The sequence below is a fragment of the Nocardia suismassiliense genome (assembly GCF_900269665.1).
Lineage (GTDB): Bacteria > Actinomycetota > Actinomycetes > Mycobacteriales > Mycobacteriaceae > Nocardia > Nocardia suismassiliense.
On record NZ_LT985363.1, the window covers coordinates 39383 to 63063 of the forward strand.

Genomic DNA, 23681 nt, shown 5'->3' on the forward strand with positions numbered 1-23681 from the left:
AGTGCCACCTGCGCTACCACAATCGACCCAGCAACAGACCCCACCACTGTCGCGGGCGACATGACGCCTACCACCATCGACGCCACCACCACCACAGCCGCCGTCGCCCCGCACTGCGCGCCGACCATCCAACGCTACGAAGAAGACTCGCGATACATCAGCGCCATCTGGAATGTCGGCGGCCTCGCCCGGGACGGCCAGCAGGAGCAGATCGAGCTGTACTCCAGCTACCTGCTCGGCGACGGCTACAGCGCTGGGATCAAGCCCCGCACTCTTACCCCGGCGACCCGTCGCATGGTCTACTTCCGGCACCCGATCCTGCTCGAGCGCCGGGCCGCGCAACGCTTTCACCCGCGCACCCTGGACAATCTCCTGACCACCGCGATAGCCGAGCTACGACGGCGATTCGACCTCGGCGACACCTCAATCGTCGCCGCCTTCACCCCGACGGCGGTGCCTGGCAAGCGGGATCACCGTCTTCCGCGGGGATGGAGCATTCGCATCAAGGCCGTGATGAACGTCTACAGCCTGACGCTGCTCGATGCGGACGGCGGCGAGCGCCACTTCGTCTTCCACCCGCGCGGTCAGCAATCCGCTGAACAACAAGAGGTCACGATCCGCCGGTTCGCCGCGATCGGCGACCCGGTATTGCGTGCCCGGGCACGCGAACTCGTCGCCGACTACCGCGACCGTGTCGCCGCCGCTCAAGCCAGCGTGGACGCGTTCAGCACGACCACCCCCGACTTCGCTGAACTCTCGCAGCACCTACGCGGCCGTCTGCCAGGAGCTGAGGTCGCCATCACCATCGACAACGACCACCTGACGGTGATTCTCACCCTGACCGCCACGGCCAGCGCAGCAGGAGCGCTCCTGACATTGGTGACGACTTGGCTCGCCGCCGATGAGCTCACCGCACAGCTGCCCGCCGGGATCACTGTCTTGCTCGGAGACGACTTCGCCCTGTCGGTCACCCTCGCTCACCCGCACGGCGAGGCGTTCCTGAGCTGGTACCGCAGCCATCAGCCTGCTCCCGTCGATAATCTCGGACTCCTCGACCAGGCTGGCACCACCGCGCCGAAGCATCGACGACGCAGGCAGCCACGACCAAGCCGCCCCAGTGCGCGCCGCCATGATCGGACGCGCCCGCGATCCCCGAGACCTGGGGAGCACAACCGGTGAGGCACACCTTTCGCGGAATCAGCGGGTACGCCACCTACCAGCTGAGCCTGACCTATCGCCTGAGCCTGCTCCGAAATGTCGGCGGGCACGGATTCACCATCAGCTACCGCGCCATCAGCGACAGCACCGAACACCCCCTCACCGAAGCCGACGGATTCCGCACCGCCGAACACGCCAACAGCGAAGCCCGACAACGCCTTTCCAGTGTTGTCGCCGCCGCGCACCTGGACCCCACGCGGCTCGCCACCGTGCCACCGTGTGGTCGGCGCACGACTCACCGCTCCCGATACAAGATCTACGACGACTACCAGCGGTGGTACCTAGACACCGCCGTGTCCGGTGCAAACGGCGGGCGGCCAAACTGCCCGCGACCTAGCTGATCCGGTCAATGGTGCTGAGCCGACATCGTTGCCGCACAGAGCGCAATCGTCTGCCAGCAACGACTACGCCGCTGCGGAGGCGGCCTCTACGCCAGCCACACACGCAATGCGGCGGCTGCGGGCGGTGCCACGCTGTCGCAGTGCCGAGGGCCTCGTGTCGTTCAGCTCGTGAACGACACGAGGCCCTCGAGGGTCGTCCTCTTACGAGGCGACTCTGTGGTGGAGGTCCGACGCCAATCAGACCCATATCCACCGATGTTCTCCCTGGTCTCGACTGCATGCCATTGCGTGTCTGAAAGGAGATCGACTGTGTTGCCTGGCAACGACTGTAGACGTCATTCTCGATGGTTCCGAGCGTCCAACTGTCCAACTGGACACCCTGGCAACGGAGTCCCCCGCTCATTGCGGTGGAGGGTTGTGAACGGCCTCACTCGATGTGTCCAACGGTGCCGCAGTTGGACACATCGTTAGACACCCTGTCCACGCTGTCCATCAGCCCAGGACGCCATGCGGCCATGAACGGCCATCAGCGCGCCCCGCACCGACCTTGCCTGCCGCAGAGATCGTTGTCGGTGTCGCCTTCGTGGCAGCCAGCGCCCCGCCCCCAGTTGGTGTGCCCCCCGCTGGGGTGCGTGGCCGTCCGGTGCAGCTCATCGCAGCGCTAGTTTCGAGCTTTGACCGATCCCTGAAACGATCGAGAGACGAGCACGGAATGCCTGAGTACGATGCTGATTTCGTCATCTTGCACCCTGACCGCACCGCGACCTTCGGCAAGCGCGAGCCCGGCGAACGCGTGCTCGACCTTGCCGCGCGTGTTATTGCCGACGCTCTCGGCCGCGAAGTCACCGAAGAACAGCTGCGACTGGGCTTGCTCTCGCGCTCCACTACTGGACCTCACCAACTGTGGTGCGTCGGTCTCGACTCGATCGATCTGCCCGCCAACGTGCTACTTCACCCAATTCTGCGCGCGCATCGGCGACCCTACGAGTTCGACAACGACTTTCCGCGGTGGCGTGGGCCGATAGTCCTCGCGACGCCGATCGACCTGGACACCAAGACATTTCCGGCTCTGCCCGACACTGTCGGTCTGCTGATCGACCGAGCTGCGGCTGCCTCGAACCCAGATCCCGGTATGAGCGCCGACCGGCGCGAGGCAGGCATATCCGCCGGACGCGCGTATGAGGACAGCAGCGAAGCAGAAATGAACCTCACTCGCGCGGACTGGGCATGTGTTGCGCTCGAGGAATTCGCTTCCCGGGTCGGCTACTCCCCACCAGATCTGCACAACACGGCAGTGTTCATGCAGGTTACCGGCGACTTTGCCCGCGGGATCGCCGCGCTGGCCGCCGACCAGGGCTCGGATATGGCCGCGCTGGTCACCCGCGGCGCGCTCCATTTCCGAGAAGAACTAGCGATCGAGTTGGACGAACGCCAAGAGGCCGGCGAACTGCTGCCTGAGGAGGACGCCGTCGCAGTCGAGCCGTGGGCCCAGCCACAGCATTTCCCGCTGACGCAGGCCCCCGAATCGAACACACACCCAGCTGGCCATGGCATAGCTCCTGCCACGTCCCTTGTCTCGGCAGCCGAAGCTGGGTTGGAGGCCTTCGCTACGCAGACCCGGCAAGCACTCGTTCCGGTGAACGTCTGGGACCAGGCGCTATTCGATGAGGTCGTCAGCGACTTCATCGGCGATTTGGCGCATCTGGCACTACAGAAAGGGCGAGTGAGAACTGTTGATTCCAGGTCGGGCGCTGCCAGCCTGCGGTCGATACCTGGCACTGATCTCACCGCGGCATGTGCCGGGCACATCTCGACAGAGTCGATCGAGGTGGCTGCGGAACCGCCAATGGCTATCCCGGCGGGCCCAACAGCCCAAGCGGGTGTGGAAGTGAGCGTGTGAACCGTAATTTTCAGGGAACAACGTCGTTACCGGGGTTCGGCTGGCCGAGTTCATGTTCCGCCGAGTCGAGCTGCTCTGGCTCCTCTGGTGTGGGGCTGTAATTCAATGTGGGCGGTCGCAGTATGGATGCGGCGGCTGCGGTCAAACCCGGGGCCAATCCCTCGATGTCGATTGTGGTGCTCGGTTCGACGCGCTCGACGGTGATGTCGGCGAAGACGGGGATCAGCGGCGTCACATCGAACGGCCCGTCGTAGCCGGGTGGGTGTGATGCGGCGGACGCGCTGTTCCATAGGCCGGGACTGACACGGCCGTAGTCCAAAACGAACTGGGCGCCACTCGATAGTCGATCGAGAAAAATGCGCAGGCTACGACCATTGCCCTCGCGGAATGGGTGCCCCCAGTTCAACTGCTGGTAGGTCGAGGCGGCGTTCTGTACGAACTCCCGTCGATTCATCTCCGCCCAGCCGGCGCCGCGGATCGAATCGGTGACCGCCGCTATGTAGGACTCGAGGTCAGGTGGGTCGATGAACCAGTCACCCTCGGCGCCTATCCACACTGTTCGGAACTCGCCAGCCCACTCGTAGACATCCTGGAACAGGTGCCGGTGGATGGCCTTCCATTCATACGCGTCGCCGGTCTCGGGCAACTGCACGGCTCCGGTCTCGATCTCGATTGCTCGCAGCGCTGTGGCTTGGTATTCCAGGTCCAGCAGCTCGTCCGCGTTGCGCACGCCGAATCGGTTGGCCAGGACCTGTGGCGTGTCGGGCAGGAAATAGGGATCCACCCAGAGGCCATCGTCGTCGGGCACGAGCTATGTCCTGCCCTCGGATGGTCGGGTGCGCGCGATCAAGTCCTCGATTTCGCCGCGGTCGGGTTCCCAGCCTTCGAGCTGCCACGACGCGACGACGCGACGTACGGCTGACTCCGCGTGCGGTTCGACGCCGTCGAACACTCCAGCCAGTTCTGGTTTGTCCCAGATATCGTTGTTCATCCAGTCACCCTCTCTCAGTTTGCGGGCTGTCCCCGCGGCGATACCCGGTGTGGTGGCGCATTCTCGATGCCGAAGATCGAACGAGCGATCAGGCACCGCTGTTCCGGACTCGGTGCCCCGATCGCGACATACTCTGTGCCACAAACAGGTTCGTGACGTTTCGACTCACACCGGCGGTGCGAAAGCGCATTGGATTTGCCCGCAATCTTCTGGGCCTCTGCGCTGTTCGCCGCCGATCCTTATCCGGAAGGTCGAGTACAAAGCACCCTGCTCGGCTTGCCGCTTCCTGTGTGACGGCCTGCCTTCACAACACCCGATGATCTACTGTCGGATGGTCTCGACGTATGCCGGGATTCCCTGCCGAGCGGGCTGAGGCTGACCCTTCAGCCCGCTTCAAGGAAGACGTGGGCGCCCTGTCACGGTGCCGATGGCGGATCAATGGCTGCGCCACAACCGATCTCGTCTTTCCTGGGCACGGCAATAATCGAAGTCGGTGACGCCCTAGGCGACGCCGATCCGGCGGCGATGGCGCGACATCCGAGGTCGCCACGCCGCAGTGAGAAGCGATGTCCGCTCGAGAACATGACGCAGCTCTGCAGGTATGGGCGTGCTCGTGTGCCGCGCCCACCCATCGGCGCATAGAGGGTTCACACCTCCCGCCAGCTTCTACCCAGACCGAACCACCGTCACAGATGGCCGGCGGAGCCGTAGAGCTATTTCTGAGGGCGCGTGGCCGCCACCCCTCTCGATGTTCTGTGCAAAACGGGACCACCGAGAAAGGGGTCGATCGCTCGACGGTCATTGCCGCAACGGGGCACCCGGCGGCGACGTTGCTATAGCCTGTGCGCGTGGAGGTCCCGAAACCTGCGGGTACGAGGTCGTCCCGCTCTGCCGAAGGCAACGTTCACGCGTCTAGAGTCAGGCCCTGGTACTTGGGGCCAAAGTTCTGGGCACTCATGATTGTGTCAGCGATCGAATTGTGCGCGCTGGTTCTCATATACCGAGGTCTACGCACGCCCCCAGAACCACCGATTGGATCACCGCCAGGAGGGCGGGGCTGCTTGTCGATTGCTTCGCCGCGCGGAATCGCTGGCCTGGACAAGCCTTTCGAATTCACCGCCAAGGTAGGTCGCGACTCGTGTGAGCTCGCCTCGTCGAAGTCGAAGCAGCCGATGCGACTCAGCAGTGTGCCGGTCGGCAGCTTGATGGAGGTGAAACTTACCTCACGGCAAGAACTTTCGATCCGCGAATTAGGATCGCTGGTCAAGCCGTTCTCCGACGACGGAAGTGCGAGCTGGTCATGGGAGTTGCGGACGAACGTCGCGGGCTCGTATCGGGTAGCGCTAGTGGTCATCGTTCACGACAAGGACACCGAGAACGTCGTCGACGAGAGTGAACCGCTGTACATCCCGATCGAGGTCGCGCCGTCCACTAGGCAATTCGTGGCCGAACAGGTGAAGTCCGGAGCCTCGTTCCTCGATTCCGTACCTGCGGTGCTCGCCGGATTGACAGCGCTGCTGGCGATCGTCAGCGCGATCGGGCTCAAGGTCTTCGGACACAAGAGAACGCCGGATGCCGAGCACCCGGAACCAAGCCCGACCGGACCAGGACCCGATGACACCGGCGACGGTGACGACGAGAGATCCACCGAGCCCGATGCCGCGCCCCCCGAGCCCGCGGATCTCCCACGCGTTGCCCCAGCACCAATTCCGTTTCATACGAAAGTGACCGACTCGGCGTCCGAAGCGAGCGTTACCGGGCAGCTGGTGTGGCGGTCATGGACTCACCCTGAAGAACAGGCGGTAGATGTCACCGGGCAGATCGCCGAATTCAACTGGCGTACGCCCACCGACACCGGAAACGCCTACGTGGAGTTCATCGCCTACAGCGGGAATGAAGCTGTCGACGAACAGGTCCGACGTATAGGTACGGGCAACAGCCTCGTGTCGTTCCAGTTCGACCTGGGCAGCGGAGTGGGTGCCGATGTTGAAATCACCAGCGTGACTGTCCAAGTCGGCCTGTATCCGAACCAACCGATAGTGGGGCCGAGCGAGATGCTCTACCCCGGCGTGTCACACCCGGAGTGAATCAAACCGGCAGCTCGCGATGCGGTGAGATGCGGATGTTGGCGGGATCGACTGCCACCACGGATCGCGGACCGGCCGGACGCGCGGGTCGCGGCATTTTGCCTGCACTCGCAGTACGGATGTGGCCGCTTTAAACCAACAAGCATGAGGCAGACAGATTATGGCCGGTCGGGGTTCTTCCGGCGCCTCGCTCGCTGGTGCCGTTCGCCGGCGTCCTTGCGACCGACCCTGGCAGTGTCGGCACTGCTTTCAGGGGGATTGCAGTCCCCGTTGGTCCGCCCAGGCGGGCACCGGTGGTGCCTGACCCAAATCGCGCTTGGCGCAACCTGATCGTGCCCGTGACTGCTCCTGGATCGCCCACCACTGCGATACCCTCCCTGTGTTACTGCGCTGCGAACTGCTCTCCCCGCCCCCTGGTATCCCTGCTCCCGCAGGGATACCAGCGCAAACCGACATTTGACGCTTCGCTCGCTCTCCAGTCGTGCGCCCCGTAGTTCCCCGCCAAACCGGCAGAGGCCGCAGCTCCTGCGGCTTCGCGATCCGAATGAGGTTGATCGGTCATTTGATCCCGACATTCAAGTCGTTCGTAGAGGGGCTCTCCGGTGAGCGCGCTGACCAACCACGCCAGGTGCTGTGGTACGACTACCAGCTGCTGATCGAACATCGAGTCGGCGAGATTCACGGAGACCTCCAGGATGAGCTGCCGGAACTTCCACCCGAGAGGATCAAGCGGCTTGCGAACAAGGCGGTCGCGGATTCAATCATGCGGGCGCACTTCGGGGACGTCTGGTTCGAGCGCATGTACGAGGCAACGAACCTTCACCGACATGCTCAAGGATTCTTCTATCCGGAGGGCCAGAATGAATATCTCGACGAGCTGACAAACTATCGCAAGCAGGAGCTCGCGCGCCGGGTCCATCAACTTCAGTTCGCCGACTGGTTCGGGCTGGTCCACGACGCCGTAAAGAAGGACTACCTGTCCGGTGTCGCCTTCGAACTCGACGTGGCTCTCTATCTGATGAATTATCCGCTGAATGTCGAACGCCGCGACGCATCGCTGGCGGCCGGCCGCGATTTTGATCTGAGCTTCTGGATCACCGTCCCACCGAAAGCCGTTGAAGTCAAAACCAAGGAGGATTCGACCCCGTTCAATGCAAGGACCGTGTCGAAGACGGTCAAGACGGCCTCAGGGCAAATTCCCGAAGGGCAGAGCGGGTTCCTGTTTCTTCGGCTCCCGCCGCCCTGGGTCGGCCCCGGCCTTGAAGACGCGTATCACGAATATCTAGCCGATGCCTTGACCAGCACAGATCCCACCTCTACCCGCTACCGCATCTCGGCTGTGTTCTCGGCCGTCGACAAGATTTATGGCCGACCAGGCAACATCGCCGTGAGTCGCGTATGGGACCTGTTCATAGCAGATCACTGCTTACCAGAGGACTGGACGCTGGCTCTCCGGCTGAAGCAACTCTACGACGCCAACCTCACGTATATGGCGCCGTCCACCCCCTTCTAAGTGGGCCGGTCCCGGTTTCGGACTGGCTTCGGCAACCCGGACCGGCTGTGCGTCAGCTGATTTCGTCCGTATCGCGGATCCAGGGTGCTCGGTGGCCGCGAGTGCGAATCAGCTGCCTCAGCTCAGGAGCTGAGACCCTACGCGTCGTCGTCTCGTCGTCGTCGGGTCAGCCGCGATACAGGTCGTAGAAGCGCCCCAAATGGAGCTGGTCAGCCAAGGTCACGACGCCGGGTCTTCCTTGCCGAAATTTCGGGATGTGAACGTCGATCTCCCCCGCGCGTGGGTGGTCGGGAGCGATGGCTGCTGGGCGGTCCAGGAGCATGATCAGGTCCGCATCTTGTTCGAGCGCTCCGCTTTCGCGCAGGTCAGACATCATCGGCCGTCTGTCCGAGCGTTGTTCGGGCCCGCGGTTGAGCTGACTGAGCGCCACGACAGGCACTTCAAGTTCCTTGGCCATCAGCTTGAAGTTGCGGGAGAACTCTGCCACCTCAACCTGGCGTGATTCCACTCGCTTGCCGGAAGTCAGCAACTGCAGGTAGTCGACCACGATCAGCTTGAGGTCATGGCGCTGTCGGAGTCGTCTGGCCTTGGCACGGATCTCCATCATCGTCATGTCCGACGAGTCGTCGATGAACAGCGGTGCTTGCCTAATCTCCTCCATGCGTGCAGCGAGGTCTCCCCATTGTTCCTGGGTCATCTCGCCATTGCGCATTGTGTCGAGCTTGATCCCGGTTTCGGCCGAGAGCATCTTCATGACGATCTCGGTCTTGCTCATCTCCAGCGAGAACAGCACCCCCGCCTGGCCGTGTTTGATCGACGCGCTGCGCAGGAAGTCCGAACCCAATGTCGAGTTGTGCGTGGGGATCCCGGTCGGTCCCGCCAGGTACAGGTGGTCACGCCCGGATACCTCTACACAGCGCACTGCCACGCTGGGCACGCGGCGGACGGCCACGATCCGGCGCGCGGGTTTCCCGCGTCGCGACGACAGCTGATCGACCACCTTGTGCGCGGGGGCATGGGCGACGTCGAGTTGATGCAGTGTGGCGGCGATGGCCTTCGTGGTACGAACGCCGGGTGCGCCGGGGCTGTGGCTGTACGGGGCATAGATGGTATGCCACTGGTGCTGGGCGTCTGCGACGATCACGACCGGGCTGCCGTCAGGCAGTTTCTCGTCGAATTCCACTTCGTAGCAAAGCCTGTCGTGCATGACTTCGGTCGTTCGGACTACTCGCGTAGGTTCACCGTGCGCATCGAGAAGCAGATCGCCCTCGCATACTTCGGCCATCGTGGTCTGCCCTCCACCTGGAGTCGGCAGGACTGTGTCCAGCGCCAGGGCTTTTCCCACACCGGGCCGAGCGGCAACGATGACCAGCTGGCCGGGGTGCAGGCCCTGGATGTGCTTGTCGAGGTCAGTGAAGCCCGTTGGCACTCCCATCGAGATGCCGCCACGCTTCGCGATCGCGTCGAGCTCGTCCATCGTTGGCTGCAGCAGGTCCTCGATCGAGACGGCGTCTTGGCTGTTGCGCTTGGAGGTCACCTTGTTGACTTCGGATTGTGCGCGGTCGACGATCTCAGCGGCGTCGCACCCGTCGGCGCCGGTGTAGGCCATCTGCACGCCGCGGGTGCATGCTTCGGCCAGTCGTCGCAGCGCCGCCTTGTCTGCGACTATCTCGGCGTAGTAGGTGGCGTTGGCCGCTGTCGTGACCGTCTCGGTCAGCGTGAGCAGGTATGCCGGGCCACCGACACGTTTGAGCTCCCCGGCGCGGTCGAGCGCGTCGGCGACGGTGATTGGATCGGCTGGTTCCCCCTGTGCGTAAAGGTCACAGACCGCGGCGTAGATCGCCTCGTGGGCTGGGCGGTAGAACTGGTTGGGCGGAAGGATCTCGACGACGTCGGCGACCGCGTCCTTGCTCATGAGCAACGCGCCGAGCACCGCTCGTTCGGCTTCCACGTTGTGGGGTGGCTGACGCACGAATTCCGCTCCGTCGTAGCCAAATTCGGCATCCGGGACCGATTCCGTGCGGTCACTGCGCCCTCGGCGCGTTGTCGTAGGCGGGATTACGGCGGTCATCAACTAGCTCCGGCTTTCGCAGTTGGAACGCACGACGGGGTGCGGTCGCCGTTGTCGCTGGTGCGGCAGGTTCCGTTCGCGCGTCTCGGTGTTGGTCACGGGCGTTACTCCTCCCGTTGCTCCGGCCCGCCGCCGACGCTATCGACGCGCTGGGGCCGCGTCGGGCTCGATCCACACTCGCTGTCCGACTCCGGCCTGGGGGCCACCAGCTCCGTGTCCACGGTGGTCGTTGCGCGGCGGTCGGCGGTGATGGATTCGCGCAGCGCTGCGATGACGTCATCGAATTGGGTGACCGCTTCGGGCACCGAGGAGGGATGTGAAGCTGGTAGGCCCGTAGTGAACGTGTGGGGCGGTCGATGCCGAGCCTTCGTGTTGACCACGTACGCGAGGCCCTGCTCACGCAGGAACGCGATTGCCCGGATCAGTCCGGCGAAACTTCGGCAGCTGGTGGGCCGCATCGTTAGAACTGCGGGGCGGCCGGTGCTGGTGAACCACTGCGGGCTCAGCGCCAGACGAGCTGCCAGCGCGCAGTACTGACCGTTGGTCAGTTCGGCATCCAATTCCACTGAACAGTCCACGACGACACCGGTATTGAGATGCGCCGCGACGGCGGTGAACTCGTGAAAGTCGTCGCCTGTCAACGGAATCCGCTCTCCACAGTCGAACTCACACACCAGCACGCAGGCGTCGCGGGTGTCGTCTGCGGGCTGCTGAACCAGTTCCCCTGCCGTGCATCGGCAGGACAGTCCTGTCGACAGCCGCATCACCGGATACCTCCTGCAAGGACGCCGTCGCTTGCCCGAGCCGGGGTGCCCGCCCGCGTCGGGGGAACACGGTTCACCATAGATTCTGACATTCTTGAATGCTAGCATTCAAGTGTTCCGGGGCGAGGGTGACGGGTTGGCCTACTTCCCATCCCCTCCAAGCACCACCTGGTCACCGCTGCAACGGCGCAGCGGGGAGCGGCGGGCAACGTGGCCCGCCCAAGGGCACCGGCGCCCCTCCATCCGACCGCCCTCGCCCTGGTCACACCGCAGCCGGCTCACACAAGGCCGGGCAGACATGCGCTCAGCCGATCGCAGGCACCCATCTATCCGACGATCTACGCGCATTCGCGCACGAGGCTGCCGCGCACACGATCCAAATCCCACACAGGAGGACCCGTGCTCGTTTTCGGGCTCGTTCTCATCGCCGTCCTCGCGCACGTATCCGCGCTGGTGAAGGCGGCCATTTACACCATCACCACTCACTGACAAGACCAAACACGAACCACTCCAACACCTTTCAGCACGACAAGAGGAGAGGGAGCCATGATGCCCATCAGACTCACCGCTGTCGTCTCTGCGGCCGCTTCACTCGCGCTCGCGCTGGCCGGGCCCGCTTGCGCTGAGCCGGTCGAGGCCCAGCGTGGGCCGAAGCGCTGCACGGGGGCGACCGGATCACAAGTGTGCCTGCGGGTCTGGGACGAATCAGGCAACCTCATGGTCCAGCCGTCCGGCGACTATCGCGACTACGCAATCGAGGCCACCGACGCGAAGAACCGCTTCGGCAATACCACCTCATACCGCGATCCGATGACTCGCGCGAACCGCATTGTCGACTTGGGGCCTCTCATCGCCATGACCATCCGCGCACGAGGCGTCGCCCGCATCGGAGCACCCGATTCCGCGGATCGCAGCGAATGGCTCACCGTCCACTGGCCCCTCCCATAGCACGAGGAGCATCGGAAGCTCCGCCGCGATCCACACCGCCGGTGTCGATCGGGCGCCCATGCTCCGCGTCGGCCTGCTATCTCCTGAAGTCACCCCCGCGATTCAGCGCCCACACCGAAGGACAGGCTGGCCGTTCCGCTCATCCACACGACGAGAGATCTCCCATGACTACCGCATACGCTGCACACACCCCGCTCGCCGGTTCAGCGCCGGTCACGCCCACACGGACTCTGCCGACCAAACAGGTGACACTCCGGCAGGCCGTTCCCACCCCGCATGGGGTACTTCCTCCCGGAACCACCGTCGCCGCAACGGTGACGCCCTACGAGCGAGGGTGGCGTTGGAGGCTGCACCTGAGCGACCCGGGCGGTGAGCCTTACACCATCGACGGTGTCGACCCCGAAGCGATCAGGGGCCGCTATCAGACGCGGGACAACGCAATCAGCCGAGCCGTCGCATTCGAGGAGTACGGATTCGCTCGCGACGGCCTCGGGTACGCCCCCAGCCAAGCCTTTCGGTTCGTGTCCCAGCGCTGCAAGAAGGACCCGAAAACCCTGCGGGACTGGGGATTCCATCAGCTCGACGCCTTGCCAGCCGATGCAGCTGATACGGCGGCCGGCGAGCGGTCGACATGAGCACCGCGATCGCGCAGGAGTCCGAGGTGGCCTCCTGCGATCACACGCCCCGAGAGTTGCGCACCGCGGTCAGCCGCCTATCCCGCGACAGCGGGCTCTTCGACCGCGCACTGTCGTCCAACGCCCGAAGTCCCAAACAGCGCCTCAAGGCAGCCAGCGAGTGCGGCATCGCCATGACCGAACTGGTCCAATCTCTTCGCCAGTGCGTCGACGACCCGGCGCTGGCACCGGAGCTACGCGAACTCATCCACGCGCTGATCACCCCGTTGGCCACCCTCGACGACAGCCCCGCCGATCAGCCAGCCTCGAGTTCGCCACCGTGCCCAGCTCCTCCCGTCAGGAGGACTCGACCGGATACCAACCCAGAGGGGCGCGAGGGATGAGCCCTTCCATCTTGGCGGGCAGATCGCGCGCGACCGTGCCGACCCCAGAGATCGGGAGCCGCTTCTCGAGCCCTGGTGATGTGGCGCATTCATCACCACGATTTCACCCAGTGCTTCCGACGTCGTTGGACTTCGTCGAATGCCGGATTCGCGATCACCAACCGCGTCCTGAACAATCAGGATTCCGCTCCATAGAAGGGAGCTGCCCATGACCACCATCGACCGCGCCAGCCACGACCAGGCAAGCTCCTTGGAAGCCACCGCACTGATCGGCCCGGTGCGCTGTTATCCGCAGATTCTGCGGGTCGCCGCTGAACTCGCGAGCAGCGGGCACCAGGTGCTTCCGCCGATCGCGTCGATAGTCGGCGTCCACCTGGGACCGCTCACCGACCGAATCGATCGACTACAACGACATCTCATCGATCTCGCTGACCGGGTCCTTGTCGTTACCGACGAGCACTGCGTCTACGACCAACCCACCCGTGACTACGTCGACTATGCACTGGCAAGCGGCAAGGATGTCACCCGCCACAGGCGATCTGCGGACTCTGATCAGTTCGATGCCACGATGAAGGTGCTGCACTGACCCGCAGCACAGCAGGAACGTTCACAGCAACCGACATCGTCCGAATGTCGGTACCGTCAATTAAGTTGTGCCGTATGGACTTTGCCCCTCAACGCGCGGTGGCTGTCGACACGCTTGCGGGTTCGACCGCGCCGGACGGGATAGGCATCCGCGCCGACCAACTGCCGCCGAGCACGCACGGTTCCAATTTGCGGGCCGTGGTCTCTGCGGCGGTGGGGGACGCGCTGAGAATTCCGGTCTGCGCGGCCGCCGGTGATCGGTGCGAGATCTGCGGAGCGGAGTCGAGGTCGAGCGGCAGAGCGCGGCGTCCCGCCTGCCACGAGAAATGGGAGTTCGAGTTCCGCGAGGGGCGACCGGTGCAGCGCTTGGCGCGGTTGGTCGCGCTGTGCACAGGATGCCATGAGGTTCAACACGCCGGCTATGCGCGCGTGCAGCGGCGCGAGCACGAGGTCGTGCGACGGCTGTGCACCCTCAACGGCTGGACCGCCGAGCAAGCCCACGCTGACTTGGCACGTGCGGATGCGCGGTGCGCCGCGCTGGATGCCTTCTCATGGGATCTGGACTTGTCGGTGCTGCGCGGACAGCTGGTGCTCGAGGAGTACGCCGAGCTGATGGTTCCAGCCGAGGAGCGGGCACGGCTGGGCAATTCGTATTTCCGGCTTCCCGCCTCGACGACAGCGGTGCTGGCGTCGCGCTGATCGGCACGGGGTAGGAGAAGTGTGCGGGGACGGTTCGGTGGGTGCTGAGGCCATAGCGCGTGCGGCGACCAGCACACTGCCGGTGGGTGTTCGGTGCTGGATTCGAGTAGTCGACCGCGACGATCGGTGTCAACCGCTTCCGCTGCCACGCTCGTGTTGGTGGAAGCCACGCACCGACGGAGGACACAGTGGTCGAACAATCTTCTGCCGATCCCCCGGCTGACCATCCGGGCCTCGATGAGCGGCTGCATCGGGAGTTCGCCGCGAACACCGCACGGGTGATCGAGCAGATCACCCAGAGCCTCAGCGGTTCCGACAGTGGCAAGCTGCCTGACCTGTGGAGCGAGGTCTCTCGGCTCGCTAACGCGCAGGCGCTGCGCTCTGCTGATGTGCTCGTCACCGCCGAGGAGCCCAACGACGTGCTCGACCCACAGCGCCTGGGAGACCTAACTCGGGCCCACATAAACGAGACCACACGCGCCGAACTGAGACGATTCCTCGACAGTGTCCCGTCCGGAAAAGACCTCACCGCAGTAGGCGACCAGGTCGACAGGCCCGCAGCGTCCACGACGTTGCCCGACGGCTTGTCCCGACAGCTCGCCGCAGCCGCGCGCGGGCACAGCTCCACCAGCGGAGCTCGTTCATCGGCCGCCTCGCCGCCACCACTGCCGCAGCGAGACAGTGGGCCTGACGTCGATGAAGCAGTACCAGTAACTGACAGCTGCGAAGGATTGTGAGCTGACAATGACCGACCCCGTCAAAGGTTCCAGGTTCGGCGACGTCGAGCTCGAAGCCGCTGAGCCTGAGCTCACCCGCGAGCAATTCCGATCGGAGCTGCTCACGCTGCACGCGAAACTTCTCGCTTCCCCCGATCCGTTTGATCGCGAACGTCGACGCCGGTTCTGGTTCGAGGTGGGTGAGCAGATCGCCCGTCTCGACGATGTACTCACCGCCGGAGCGGTCCTGGATGATCTCGGGCAGATCCGGCGAGCGAAGGCTGTGCTGCAGGTGCTGCGCCATGGAGCGACCGCGACCGATCCGTGGACGGTCGTCACTGACTCCGCCCTCGACCCTGCTGACTGGCTGCGCAGCCAGTCCGTGCGGCCACCCCTTGCAGGATCCGACTACGCCTTCGACAGCGCGATGGACCTGATCGACGCGGTCTACGAATTATCGGACCAGGTAACGGGTTTTCGTCACGCGTCCCCTGAAGCCGAGCTCGCCGAAGAACCCTCCATCCTCGCGCTGGGCCGCCAGATCCTGGCCAACCTCGACAACCCGCAGGTCGTGTTGCACGACGAAGCTGCCCAGCGAATCCGGGTGGCCATCACGATGATGCTCGACGGTGGGGAGTCCCGGTTTTTGTGGGAGCGGATCTCGGTCAACGACACCGATCCGGACCTGTTTACGCACTGGCGGCGCCACACTCTCGACTATCGCAGCAGCGACTGGGTGACCGCGACCGGCGGACCAGAGCGCTTCCCCGATATGCCGTGGTTGTCGAAAGTCCCTGACTACCACCGGCCCCCGCTGAAGAGCCGCGACGAGTTCGACGTCGCGTTGATCGATTTGGTTGAACACCTGCGTGTAATCGCTCCCGCGGAGGCTGATGGAGCGCTGTCAGCGGCGCAACGTTATTGGGATGTTCGGTTCGTTGACCTGGTCGGCAGCATCGCCGCGACGATGCGTCAACATGACCGCTTTCTCAGCGCGATCACCGTTGCCCACGGCGAACGGATGCTGGCCGTGCTCTACCAACAGGAATGGCCTGGACTGCATCCCGGTGAGGTTGCCGACATAGTCGGTGACCCCATCGAATTCGAGGATTGGCGCGTGACCCGCAACCGCCGGCTGGCTGACAGCGCGGTCTTGCAACGTAGCCTGTTCGACAGCCTGATGAGCCATGGGCGCTACCCCGGAGACGTCGACGCGGTCAGTCCGCTGCGATCGCGCGGGCAGCTCGGAGGGTATCTGACCCGGATGGCGCGCAAGGCGTTCTTCACCCCCAACGGACCCGAATTCGACCACCTGGCACGAATTGTGCTGCGCACAGCGCGCACCGACCTGTTCACCCCCACGGAAACAGCACAGATCGAAGCGTCCGTGGCCATGTTGGGCATGCGAAAAGAACTGACATTGGGTGACGGCACGCCCCCTGCCGAGATCGCAATTCGCAGCACGCTGTTCCAGCGTTACGTGGACCGTGGCGACCAGACCACTCAGCGTCTCGATGAGCAGTTCCGCCGCCTCGCGCCGGGCCTGGCGCCATACCGGCCCTTCGCACAGGATCACACCTACCCGTTGCTGTCTCGGCACGCCGTGATCGCCGCAGTCGACACCCTCGCCGTCCTGCACCGCGCCCACGACTATCTTGAACCCGCCGAGTTCAATCGCACGTTCCGCTCCCTCGCCGAGTCTGCGGTGTTCACCCTGGGTCACGACAATCAGTTCGCCGAACATGAGCGAACAGGTCTCGAGATCGCGATAGCGGCAAGTGCCGCAGGGGAAATGCTTCCTCTCGCCTACGCCAGCGACCTCGGCCTCAACCCCTCGGTCCTTGCCGTGTGGCAGATGGCGCGCGAGCTCGCTACTTCACCTACCGCCGATCGCAGCAACCACAGAGAACCGGCCTTGGTCGCCGGTTTGACCGCGGCGACTTTGGGCCGAGCTGGTGCCTCCGCCGAGATGGCCCACAGGGATACAAGCATCGAAGTCACGCCAGCCATCGAACTCACGCCAGCGTCCCCGGATCTAGCTCCCTGAGTTTCCAGAGCCCTCTGCACGCGACGGGTGTTCTGTCGAGGCGAGCCCCTCGGCCAGGTCTTCGTAAACCGCGGAGAACCCCCCAGCGAGTTCGGAGGCACGGACCAGCCCTCGGCGCAGATCTTCGGGCACTTGCGACCGGTAGGCGAGGTCCGCCGAAGCGGCCTTGAGCCACTTACCCAGCTGCGCGATCCGCAACAGCAGCGAGCGCAGCTCGCCCGCTTTCAACCCCGCGCCAGGTGAAGCCGGGCGGCGCTGATAGTGCTCGGTCAACGACAACGTTGTCACCACCACGTCAGCGATCTGAGGCCGGCCAACACTGGCAGCAAGGGCGTTGGCCGCCGCTGTCGCTGCCCGTAACGCCATCCCGGCGTGAAGGCCCAGCCGCATGAGGTCGTCGGTGGAATCCATCGCCTCCCGAAATGCCTGGTGCAGTCGTACAACCGTTGCCTGACTCGTCGCGGAGCGGCGCCACCAGCGCGGCGGGGGCGGATTCAGTATCGGACCCAAAATCGTAAACGCGTGCTCCACGCGTCGACGAGCGCTCTCGATCTCGGGTGCCACCGCTGCGACAGTTGCCGTGTGCGTGCCCGTCACAACGCCGGTGGGCCGCTCACCCCGGCCGGTGTTGCCGTCGCGGCGCGGGCTGCCGGCCACTGTAATTCCCCCATCTGTTGGTCGTGCCGATCAGCGTAATGCGGCGCGGACAGCTCAGGGCAGCGACGGTGTCGAGAAGTTCTGCGCCGGTCCTGTGGAGACAGACCGACACCCCGACTGGGCTCGCAGATGTCGGTTGAGGCGGGTGGCCGCGCGGTGAGGCCATCGGGATAGACGAGCCTGTAGCTCTTCCGGCCGACGCACGCTAGCATTATGGAATTCTAGTCTCTCAGGATCGGGTATCCGCCTCGACACGAAACTCACCGTGCTCCATCGCTGACCCCTGGCGCCGAACACCAGTCCAGACCCAGCCCCAACGCTTCGACCCACGACAAGTCAATGCCCAGAACAAAACAGGAGAACTACATGCCCATCGAGACGACATCGACGACATCGAACCCGATGTGGCCCCAGTGGCATGCGGTCGACGCAGCATTGGATCGACTGCATTCGGTGTTGATGTCCACCAGCGATCACATCACCGAGCCGATTGCCCGCTACGCCCAGTGGGCGGCCGCCGCCGTGCAGGACATCGAAACAACCGCCGCCGCACTGGATTCGGCTTCGCTGGACCTGATCGACGCCGAGGTGAAGGCGTTGCGGAATCCGCTGCCGTACTCCCGACGCAATTGGTATTCGGCGTTGGATGCCGTGTCGTGCGTGAGCGTTTCCCCGCCACTGCGGGCGTTGCTTTCCCCCGAACGCCGCGATCGGTTGACCGAGAAGCTGGGCGCCGGTGTCTGGGGGGCGGTGCTCGCCGCCACCACACAAGGCATTCGCCGGGGCGGTGACCTCGAATGGCAACTCGACATCCTGGGACGACCGTGGCGAACGGCTGGCCTGGTACTACCGCACACAGATCTGCGCCCCCTTCCGCTGACCATCACAGGGCCTACCAGACAGGAAGTGGTGCCGAGCGTGATGCGGCCCGCCGGAACGGATTTCGTGACTTAATGGCGAGCGGGTTCGGCGGTCGCGGGCGCACGGATGGTCGGGTTGTTCGTCGGGATCGGTGGGCTCGAGCCCAGCCTCGCCCGCAACCGCTGGCAGTCCGAGCTGCTGTGCGAGATCGACGCGGGCGGGCAAGGCGCGGCGTCCCCCGCCAGGACCTGTCCAGGCCAGCCGCACCGCGGGCATCACCAGCAAGCGCTCGGGCCTGGTCACCGACGTGTTCCGGTTGGCGTATCGCCACCGCAGATCATTCGCTTTGCAGGGGCGTCTCGGCACGAATTATGCTTCGCCCCAATATGTCTCGGCTCGGCATCCGATTTCGGCGTTGCCGAAATTTCACACCTTGTGCACCCACTCCAGGTGGGAAAGGCCACCGCTTCGTCGACGCGGAAGCCGAATAGTTCGGGAATGGCACAGCGATTTCCCGGCGCCCCCGCGATCGCATGGCCGCACCTCGCCCGTGCGTCGGCCTCGTCGACTGCAACCGATTCGGCATCAGGACTCCGCGTGACTCTTTCTCCCGCTGCTTCGCCCTCCGACAGCCCCACCACACCACCTCCCGCCGCTTCAAGGAGCGAGGTCAGCACAGCGCATGCCTTGCGCGACATCGTGTTCGGCTATACCTACGCCCCGCAGCGGCGAGTCCGCGATGCTCTCGTCCACATGTCGGAAGCACCCTCGTCGTTCGGTTCTGACGCCGAGGAGGTTCGCTACGGCTATGCACAGCTGGACCGCATCGGCACCGTGCTAGGCGGGTCATGGGTGCAAATTGCTCGCAACCCCTGGCTCCACGCGGCTACCTTCGACTGGACCACGACGTTGTATCCGCGAGCTGCTGCGTTCCTGTCGCATTCTGGGCTCGGGATCGAGTCGATCCTCAAGCTCGGCAATGGCAACAGCTATCAGCAGCAATGCCTGGCCGAACTGGACACCGGCACCGCCAAAGCTGTCTTCGCGTCGACCGAGTTGTCCACGGGCACTAATGTTCTGGATTTGGGCACCGAAGCACACTGGCACCGGGAAGATCGAACCCTGAGCCTGCACACCCCGACTGCGGGCGCCATGAAATGGATGCCTAACGTTGCCGAAGACGCAGTCCCCAAGATCGTGATCGTCTTGGCGCGGTTGATCGTCGACGGTAACGACGAGGGCGTGTTTCCGATCGCCTGCCGGGTGCGTGGCGTCGACGGCCTGGCACAAGGCGTCGAAGTCGCCGCCCTGCCGAACAGCCGTCTATCGGCTCCGATGGACCATGCGGCCTTCATATTCGGGGACGGCTTCAGAGTTCCCACAGACGCGTTGCTCGGCGGCAGCTGGGCTCAGTTCACCCCGAGCGGGGAATTCGTGTGCGACCTCGACGATCGTGGTCCACGTTTCAAACGGGCGAGTGCGGCGTTGCAGAGCGGGAGGATCCTTTACACCGGCGCCGCCGTCGCCGCAGCCCGCGCGGCATGGACACTGTCATACCGCTACGCCCGCCAGCGCATGATCGACGGCACGCTCTTGGCTGATCGTGACCAGGCTCAGCGGACATTCATCTCCACCGCAGCTCAGCTCGTCGCAATGTCCACAATGGTCAATCATGCCCGGATGCAATATTCGCTACGCCCCGCCGACGCGGCCAGCGTCGCGTTGGTGACGGCAGCCAAACCGGTCGTCACCGACACCGCCTATCAGGCGTTGATCGAGGTCAGCCAGCTATGCGGGGCACAAGGCGTACTGGGCGAGAACATGTTCGGCGACTGGGCCGCATGCATCCATGGTGTGCAGATCGCCGAAGGCATCAACAACTCTCTTCGAGTCGCAGTCGGGCGAGCGCCCCAGTTGGTCGCCAGCGGGGCTGCCGCTGCCGGCATGGACATTTCCCGGGCGCAGATCCCCGGTCTGCCTGCGTACCTGCCGTGGTGGCACGAACTGCTACATGTGCGCGAACGTGCTGTCGTCGACGCCGCAGCCATTGAGGTGAGCCTGGGTGGCACGGCGATCGGCGCGGACTCACTCGCCGTGGACGCTTACACCGTCATGGCCGAACGCCTCGTCGCCGACATCTTCGCCGCCGCCGTCGACCAACTCGATGATCCCCGCGCACGCGCCATCGCGGAGAACCTTGTGGCGGTCTTCGTCCTCGAACGCGTCTCAGCCGCGGCCGGATGGTTCACCGCGACGGGGAACCTCACCGTCGCCCGCGCCAGCGAACTGTCCAGCGAACTAGCGATGCGCTATACGGCGCTGATTCCCCACCTGGGTGCCATCGCCGGATCCTTCGACATCCCGCCGCTCTCTGCACCCATCGACCATGACTACCTGCACCAGTGGCCCCTGCGCCTTGGGTGGCAGGGTCGGTGGAGCTGAGGATTCGCCCGCACCCGGGCGCGGATCGTCGGGTGAGATGGGCGCGGAGCCCGCCCGCCGCCGGGCAGCCCGATACGATCGAACTGTCATGACACTGCATCGCGCAAGATCTGTCGGCGCCGGGGACACTCTCCGGCCAGCGTGCGCTGGTTGGCAACGGCACGGGTTCCGGCGATGACGGCTGCTCACATTGGTGATCGCAACCTCTCCGATCCGGCCGTCGGCGATACCGACGCACAGGGCGACGACAGACTTCGTGTCCATCCCGCCCGCCGCTCCGCGAACGCGGACACGATCGCCGTCGGCAGCGTGATCCGCGCCTACCGGCTGAGCAAAACACCGAAGTGGACGCAAAAAGTCCTCGCCGACAAGATGGGCATGACCCAGCAGCACCTCAGCAACATCGAGAAGGGGCTGCGGACAGTCCTCATTCCGCTGCGGCGGCGCTTCGCCGAGGTCCTCGACATCCCGCCGGAGCAACTTGGGCTATCGGAGCACTCGCGAATCGCGATGTCACAGTCTCAACCGGCGACCGCCCCTGACGTCGGGCAGAGTTGTGCGCGCTGGCTGGCTGAGCGCGAGTGGCTCAACAACCACCGTGGAGTGCTGGCCACCCGCGCCGCCGATTGGTATCCGGCCTCGGTGCGTGTGCGCGAGACTTCACTTATCGCGCCGCCTGAGTGGCTGCCCGACGAACCTGTCGAACTCGACAGCATCAGTTTGGAGCTGATCGAGCCTCCGGTAACCGCCACCATTACCGGGCGCGAAGCCACAACTCTGCCACTACGTCCGCTGCGGGCTCCAGCGATACATTTCGACTCCTACACCGCCGCGATCGGACATCTCAACCGGCCTCGTCTCTTTGAGTCCCGGCCCAGCTTCCGCTATCTCGGCGGTTCGCTGGGCGAAGCTCACATGAGGTTCGGGCTCGGCGCGTACTTCGACAAGCTCGATGTCAGCGAAGCTCTCGGCCACGAGCTGGCCGTGGCGTGCATGACCAGCGACGCAACATCTCCGACGCCGTGGCATGCTCGACTACCGTTTCGTGAGTCGATCGACCCGTTCGATCCGCTCGCACGGGCAATTATTCCGGCCATCACCACCCTGACCATCCGGCGTCGACGGGTTCCTGCCGAGCCGTCGTTCCTGCTGCACTGGCGTGACCCCTCCCGTGTCGCAACGGCGGCCGGCGTCTTCGATGTGATTCCGGCCGGGGAGTTTCAGCCCTCCACGGTGGCGCTGTGGGATCGCGGCAACGATTTCGGGATCTGGAAGCAAATGGTGCGCGAGTACTCCGAGGAACTGCTGGGTGCACCCGAACACGACGGGACACGCACGCAGGCAATCGACTACGAAGGATGGGATCTCTACCGGGCATTGACCGATGCGCGATCAGACGGGCGAGTCCGCGCCTACGCACTCGCGATGGGACTGGACGCGCTGACTCTCGCTGCGACGATCCTGACCGTGACCGTGATCGACGACGACGTTTTCACCGAACTCTTCGGCGAGACAGTCCGATACAACGACGAAGGCGAAATCGTCGGTGTCAACGGCAAACCCGGTGCCGAAGGAATCCCGTTCACCGAGGAGTCGGTCGCCGACACCTTGGCGCACAAGCCCATGGCAGCACCCGGAGCCGCCGCGCTGATGCTGGCCTGGGAGCACCGCGACCTTCTGCTCAACTAGCCTCCGGAGGACCATGTGACCGCCGTGCCACCGCCCACTCGTCAACAGTGGCTCGAGGTACGTAAGTACCTGCGAGAGAACAGGTTCGAGCTGACCGCGCACGCGGCCGCCGAGTTCCCTGGGCTGCTGAAAGTCGCTGGCACGCCGCTGCTGACCCGACGGGGCTGGATACCTTCCACGCCCCTCCCCCTCGACCAGGTCACGATTGACCTCACACCGACGGCACATCGGCACTTCGATGATCTCGAAGCAGCTGCGCAGATGGGCCTGCCAACCCACGAAGACGGATCGCCGTTCAGCAGCTATGCCGACACCATGTCGAGCCTCGCCCGACCCGCCGTATTCGCAGACCGAACCACCTATCGCCTCGCCGATGCCGACTTGACCGGCCCGGCACCGCACCTGCGATTCGAGATCGGAAGCTACTTCGACAGCGTGAACTTCGGAGAAGCCGCCGCTCACGAGTTCGCCGCGACTCACCGCGGCTCGCCGACCGGATCGCGTCTGCGGTCTGCGATCGCCGACCCCTGTGACCTGACCCGCCGTCGCGCGAACATGGCGATCAGCACCCTTACCATCGTCCACAACGTGCGCGAGGGTCACGCGAAGCTACTTCTGCATTGGCGTGATCCTGCCAAGGTCGGCCACGCCGGCGGAATGTTCCAAGTCCTACCCGTGGGCATCTTCCAGCCCTCGGGTGAGCAGCTGTGGAATCGCGACAACGACTTCTCGCTGTGGAAGAACATCCTCCGCGAGCTGGCCGAGGAGCTGGGCGGCCACACCGAGGACTACGGCAGCGAGAACGCCCCCATCGACTACCAGCGGTGGGAATTCGCGTCCCGTCTGGATCAGGGGTTGCTCGACGGTCACGTCCAGGCACTGTGCTTGGGCCTGGGTGTGGATCCGCTTTCGTTCGCCACCGACCTGCTCACCGCGATCGTCATCGATTCCGAACTCTTCGAGGACCTCTTCGGCGCCGTAGGTGGCGACAACGACGAAGGCCAGATCCTGGACGCCAAGCCGTTCACCACCACCAGCCTCGAACACCTGGTCACCGACTACCACCTGCAAGCCGCAGGGGCCGCCACACTGCGACTCGCCGAGAAAATACAACTCCCAGCTGTACAGCTATGA

General features: G+C 64.5%; 21 protein-coding genes. 16 read left to right on the forward strand and 5 right to left on the reverse strand.

The window, feature by feature from the left end:
* Positions 1-60: 60 nt before the first annotated feature.
* The 3 genes from DBO33_RS41625 (at position 61) to DBO33_RS41635 (ending at position 3459) form a co-directional block, all read left to right on the forward strand.
* Complete coding sequence (locus tag DBO33_RS41625) at positions 61-1179, forward strand: hypothetical protein (RefSeq protein ID WP_107661155.1); 1119 nt, start codon at positions 61-63, stop codon at positions 1177-1179.
* Positions 1176-1559 carry a hypothetical protein gene (locus tag DBO33_RS41630; RefSeq protein ID WP_107661156.1) on the forward strand — a complete coding sequence of 128 codons (384 nt, stop codon included), beginning with the start codon at positions 1176-1178 and terminating at the stop codon, positions 1557-1559. Before DBO33_RS41625 ends, DBO33_RS41630 begins: the two co-directional genes overlap by 4 nt.
* 643 nt (positions 1560-2202) lie before the next feature.
* Complete coding sequence (locus DBO33_RS41635; RefSeq protein WP_159080809.1) at positions 2203-3459, forward strand: hypothetical protein; 1257 nt, start codon at positions 2203-2205, stop codon at positions 3457-3459.
* Between the two features lie 10 nt (positions 3460-3469).
* Here DBO33_RS41635 and DBO33_RS41640 read toward each other — a convergent pair whose 3' ends face one another.
* Both DBO33_RS41640 and DBO33_RS41645 read right to left on the reverse strand, forming a co-directional pair.
* Positions 3470-4267, reverse strand: coding sequence for a Fic/DOC family protein (locus DBO33_RS41640; protein ID WP_107661158.1), 798 nt, complete (start codon positions 4265-4267; stop codon positions 3470-3472).
* Between the two features lie 3 nt (positions 4268-4270).
* Positions 4271-4450, reverse strand: a complete 180-nt coding sequence (locus DBO33_RS41645) for a hypothetical protein (RefSeq protein ID WP_107661159.1) — start codon at positions 4448-4450, stop codon at positions 4271-4273.
* Positions 4451-5298: 848 nt separating this feature from the next.
* On the opposite strand from DBO33_RS41645, the gene DBO33_RS41650 reads away from it, so the two are divergent.
* Entirely contained in the window at positions 5299-6537 is a 1239-nt protein-coding gene (locus DBO33_RS41650; RefSeq protein WP_159080810.1) for a hypothetical protein, read from the forward strand.
* Positions 6538-7099: 562 nt separating this feature from the next.
* A complete protein-coding gene (locus DBO33_RS41655) occupies positions 7100-8050 on the forward strand; it encodes a hypothetical protein (RefSeq protein ID WP_234391485.1) in 951 nt (316 codons plus the stop codon).
* 166 nt (positions 8051-8216) lie between these two features.
* On the opposite strand, the gene dnaB is transcribed toward DBO33_RS41655, so the two are convergent.
* Positions 8217-10121 carry a replicative DNA helicase gene (dnaB, locus tag DBO33_RS41660; RefSeq protein ID WP_107661162.1) on the reverse strand — a complete coding sequence of 635 codons (1905 nt, stop codon included), beginning with the start codon at positions 10119-10121 and terminating at the stop codon, positions 8217-8219.
* Between the two features lie 104 nt (positions 10122-10225).
* Positions 10226-10885 (reverse strand): hypothetical protein, encoded by a 660-nt coding sequence (locus DBO33_RS41665; protein WP_107661163.1) that lies wholly within the window; start codon positions 10883-10885, stop codon positions 10226-10228.
* Between the two features lie 546 nt (positions 10886-11431).
* Here DBO33_RS41665 and DBO33_RS41670 point away from each other — a divergent pair.
* From DBO33_RS41670 to DBO33_RS41700, 7 genes are all read left to right on the forward strand, one after another.
* Positions 11432-11833 carry a hypothetical protein gene (locus tag DBO33_RS41670; protein ID WP_159080811.1) on the forward strand — a complete coding sequence of 134 codons (402 nt, stop codon included), beginning with the start codon at positions 11432-11434 and terminating at the stop codon, positions 11831-11833.
* Positions 11834-11997: 164 nt separating this feature from the next.
* Complete coding sequence (locus DBO33_RS41675) at positions 11998-12468, forward strand: hypothetical protein (RefSeq protein ID WP_159080812.1); 471 nt, start codon at positions 11998-12000, stop codon at positions 12466-12468.
* Positions 12465-12851: a hypothetical protein gene (locus DBO33_RS41680; protein ID WP_107661166.1), complete on the forward strand. Its 387-nt coding sequence runs from the start codon at positions 12465-12467 to the stop codon at positions 12849-12851. The genes DBO33_RS41675 and DBO33_RS41680 overlap by 4 nt, the downstream gene beginning before the upstream one ends.
* A 208-nt stretch (positions 12852-13059) precedes the next feature.
* On the forward strand, positions 13060-13437 hold the full coding sequence (locus tag DBO33_RS41685; RefSeq protein WP_107661167.1) for a hypothetical protein: 378 nt from the start codon (positions 13060-13062) through the stop codon (positions 13435-13437).
* 74 nt (positions 13438-13511) lie between these two features.
* Positions 13512-14135 carry a hypothetical protein gene (locus DBO33_RS41690; protein WP_107661168.1) on the forward strand — a complete coding sequence of 208 codons (624 nt, stop codon included), beginning with the start codon at positions 13512-13514 and terminating at the stop codon, positions 14133-14135.
* Between the two features lie 188 nt (positions 14136-14323).
* The gene (locus DBO33_RS41695; RefSeq protein WP_107661169.1) at positions 14324-14872 is read left to right on the forward strand and encodes a hypothetical protein; all 549 of its coding nucleotides are present in this window, start codon (positions 14324-14326) and stop codon (positions 14870-14872) included.
* A 7-nt stretch (positions 14873-14879) separates the two neighbouring features.
* On the forward strand, positions 14880-16898 hold the full coding sequence (locus tag DBO33_RS41700) for a hypothetical protein (protein ID WP_107661170.1): 2019 nt from the start codon (positions 14880-14882) through the stop codon (positions 16896-16898).
* On the opposite strand, the gene DBO33_RS43395 is transcribed toward DBO33_RS41700, so the two are convergent.
* Complete coding sequence (locus DBO33_RS43395) at positions 16887-17555, reverse strand: hypothetical protein (protein WP_159080813.1); 669 nt, start codon at positions 17553-17555, stop codon at positions 16887-16889. The genes DBO33_RS41700 and DBO33_RS43395 overlap by 12 nt on opposite strands.
* A gap of 366 nt (positions 17556-17921) precedes the next feature.
* Between DBO33_RS43395 and DBO33_RS41710 the strand changes: the two genes are divergently transcribed.
* The 4 genes from DBO33_RS41710 (at position 17922) to DBO33_RS41725 (ending at position 23681) form a co-directional block, all read left to right on the forward strand.
* Positions 17922-18509: a hypothetical protein gene (locus tag DBO33_RS41710; protein WP_159080814.1), complete on the forward strand. Its 588-nt coding sequence runs from the start codon at positions 17922-17924 to the stop codon at positions 18507-18509.
* A gap of 594 nt (positions 18510-19103) precedes the next feature.
* A complete protein-coding gene (locus DBO33_RS41715) occupies positions 19104-20858 on the forward strand; it encodes an acyl-CoA dehydrogenase family protein (protein WP_159080815.1) in 1755 nt (584 codons plus the stop codon).
* A 174-nt stretch (positions 20859-21032) separates the two neighbouring features.
* Positions 21033-22547, forward strand: a complete 1515-nt coding sequence (locus DBO33_RS41720) for a helix-turn-helix domain-containing protein (RefSeq protein WP_107661174.1) — start codon at positions 21033-21035, stop codon at positions 22545-22547.
* Positions 22548-22562: 15 nt separating this feature from the next.
* Positions 22563-23681, forward strand: a complete 1119-nt coding sequence (locus DBO33_RS41725; RefSeq protein ID WP_107661175.1) for a transcriptional regulator — start codon at positions 22563-22565, stop codon at positions 23679-23681.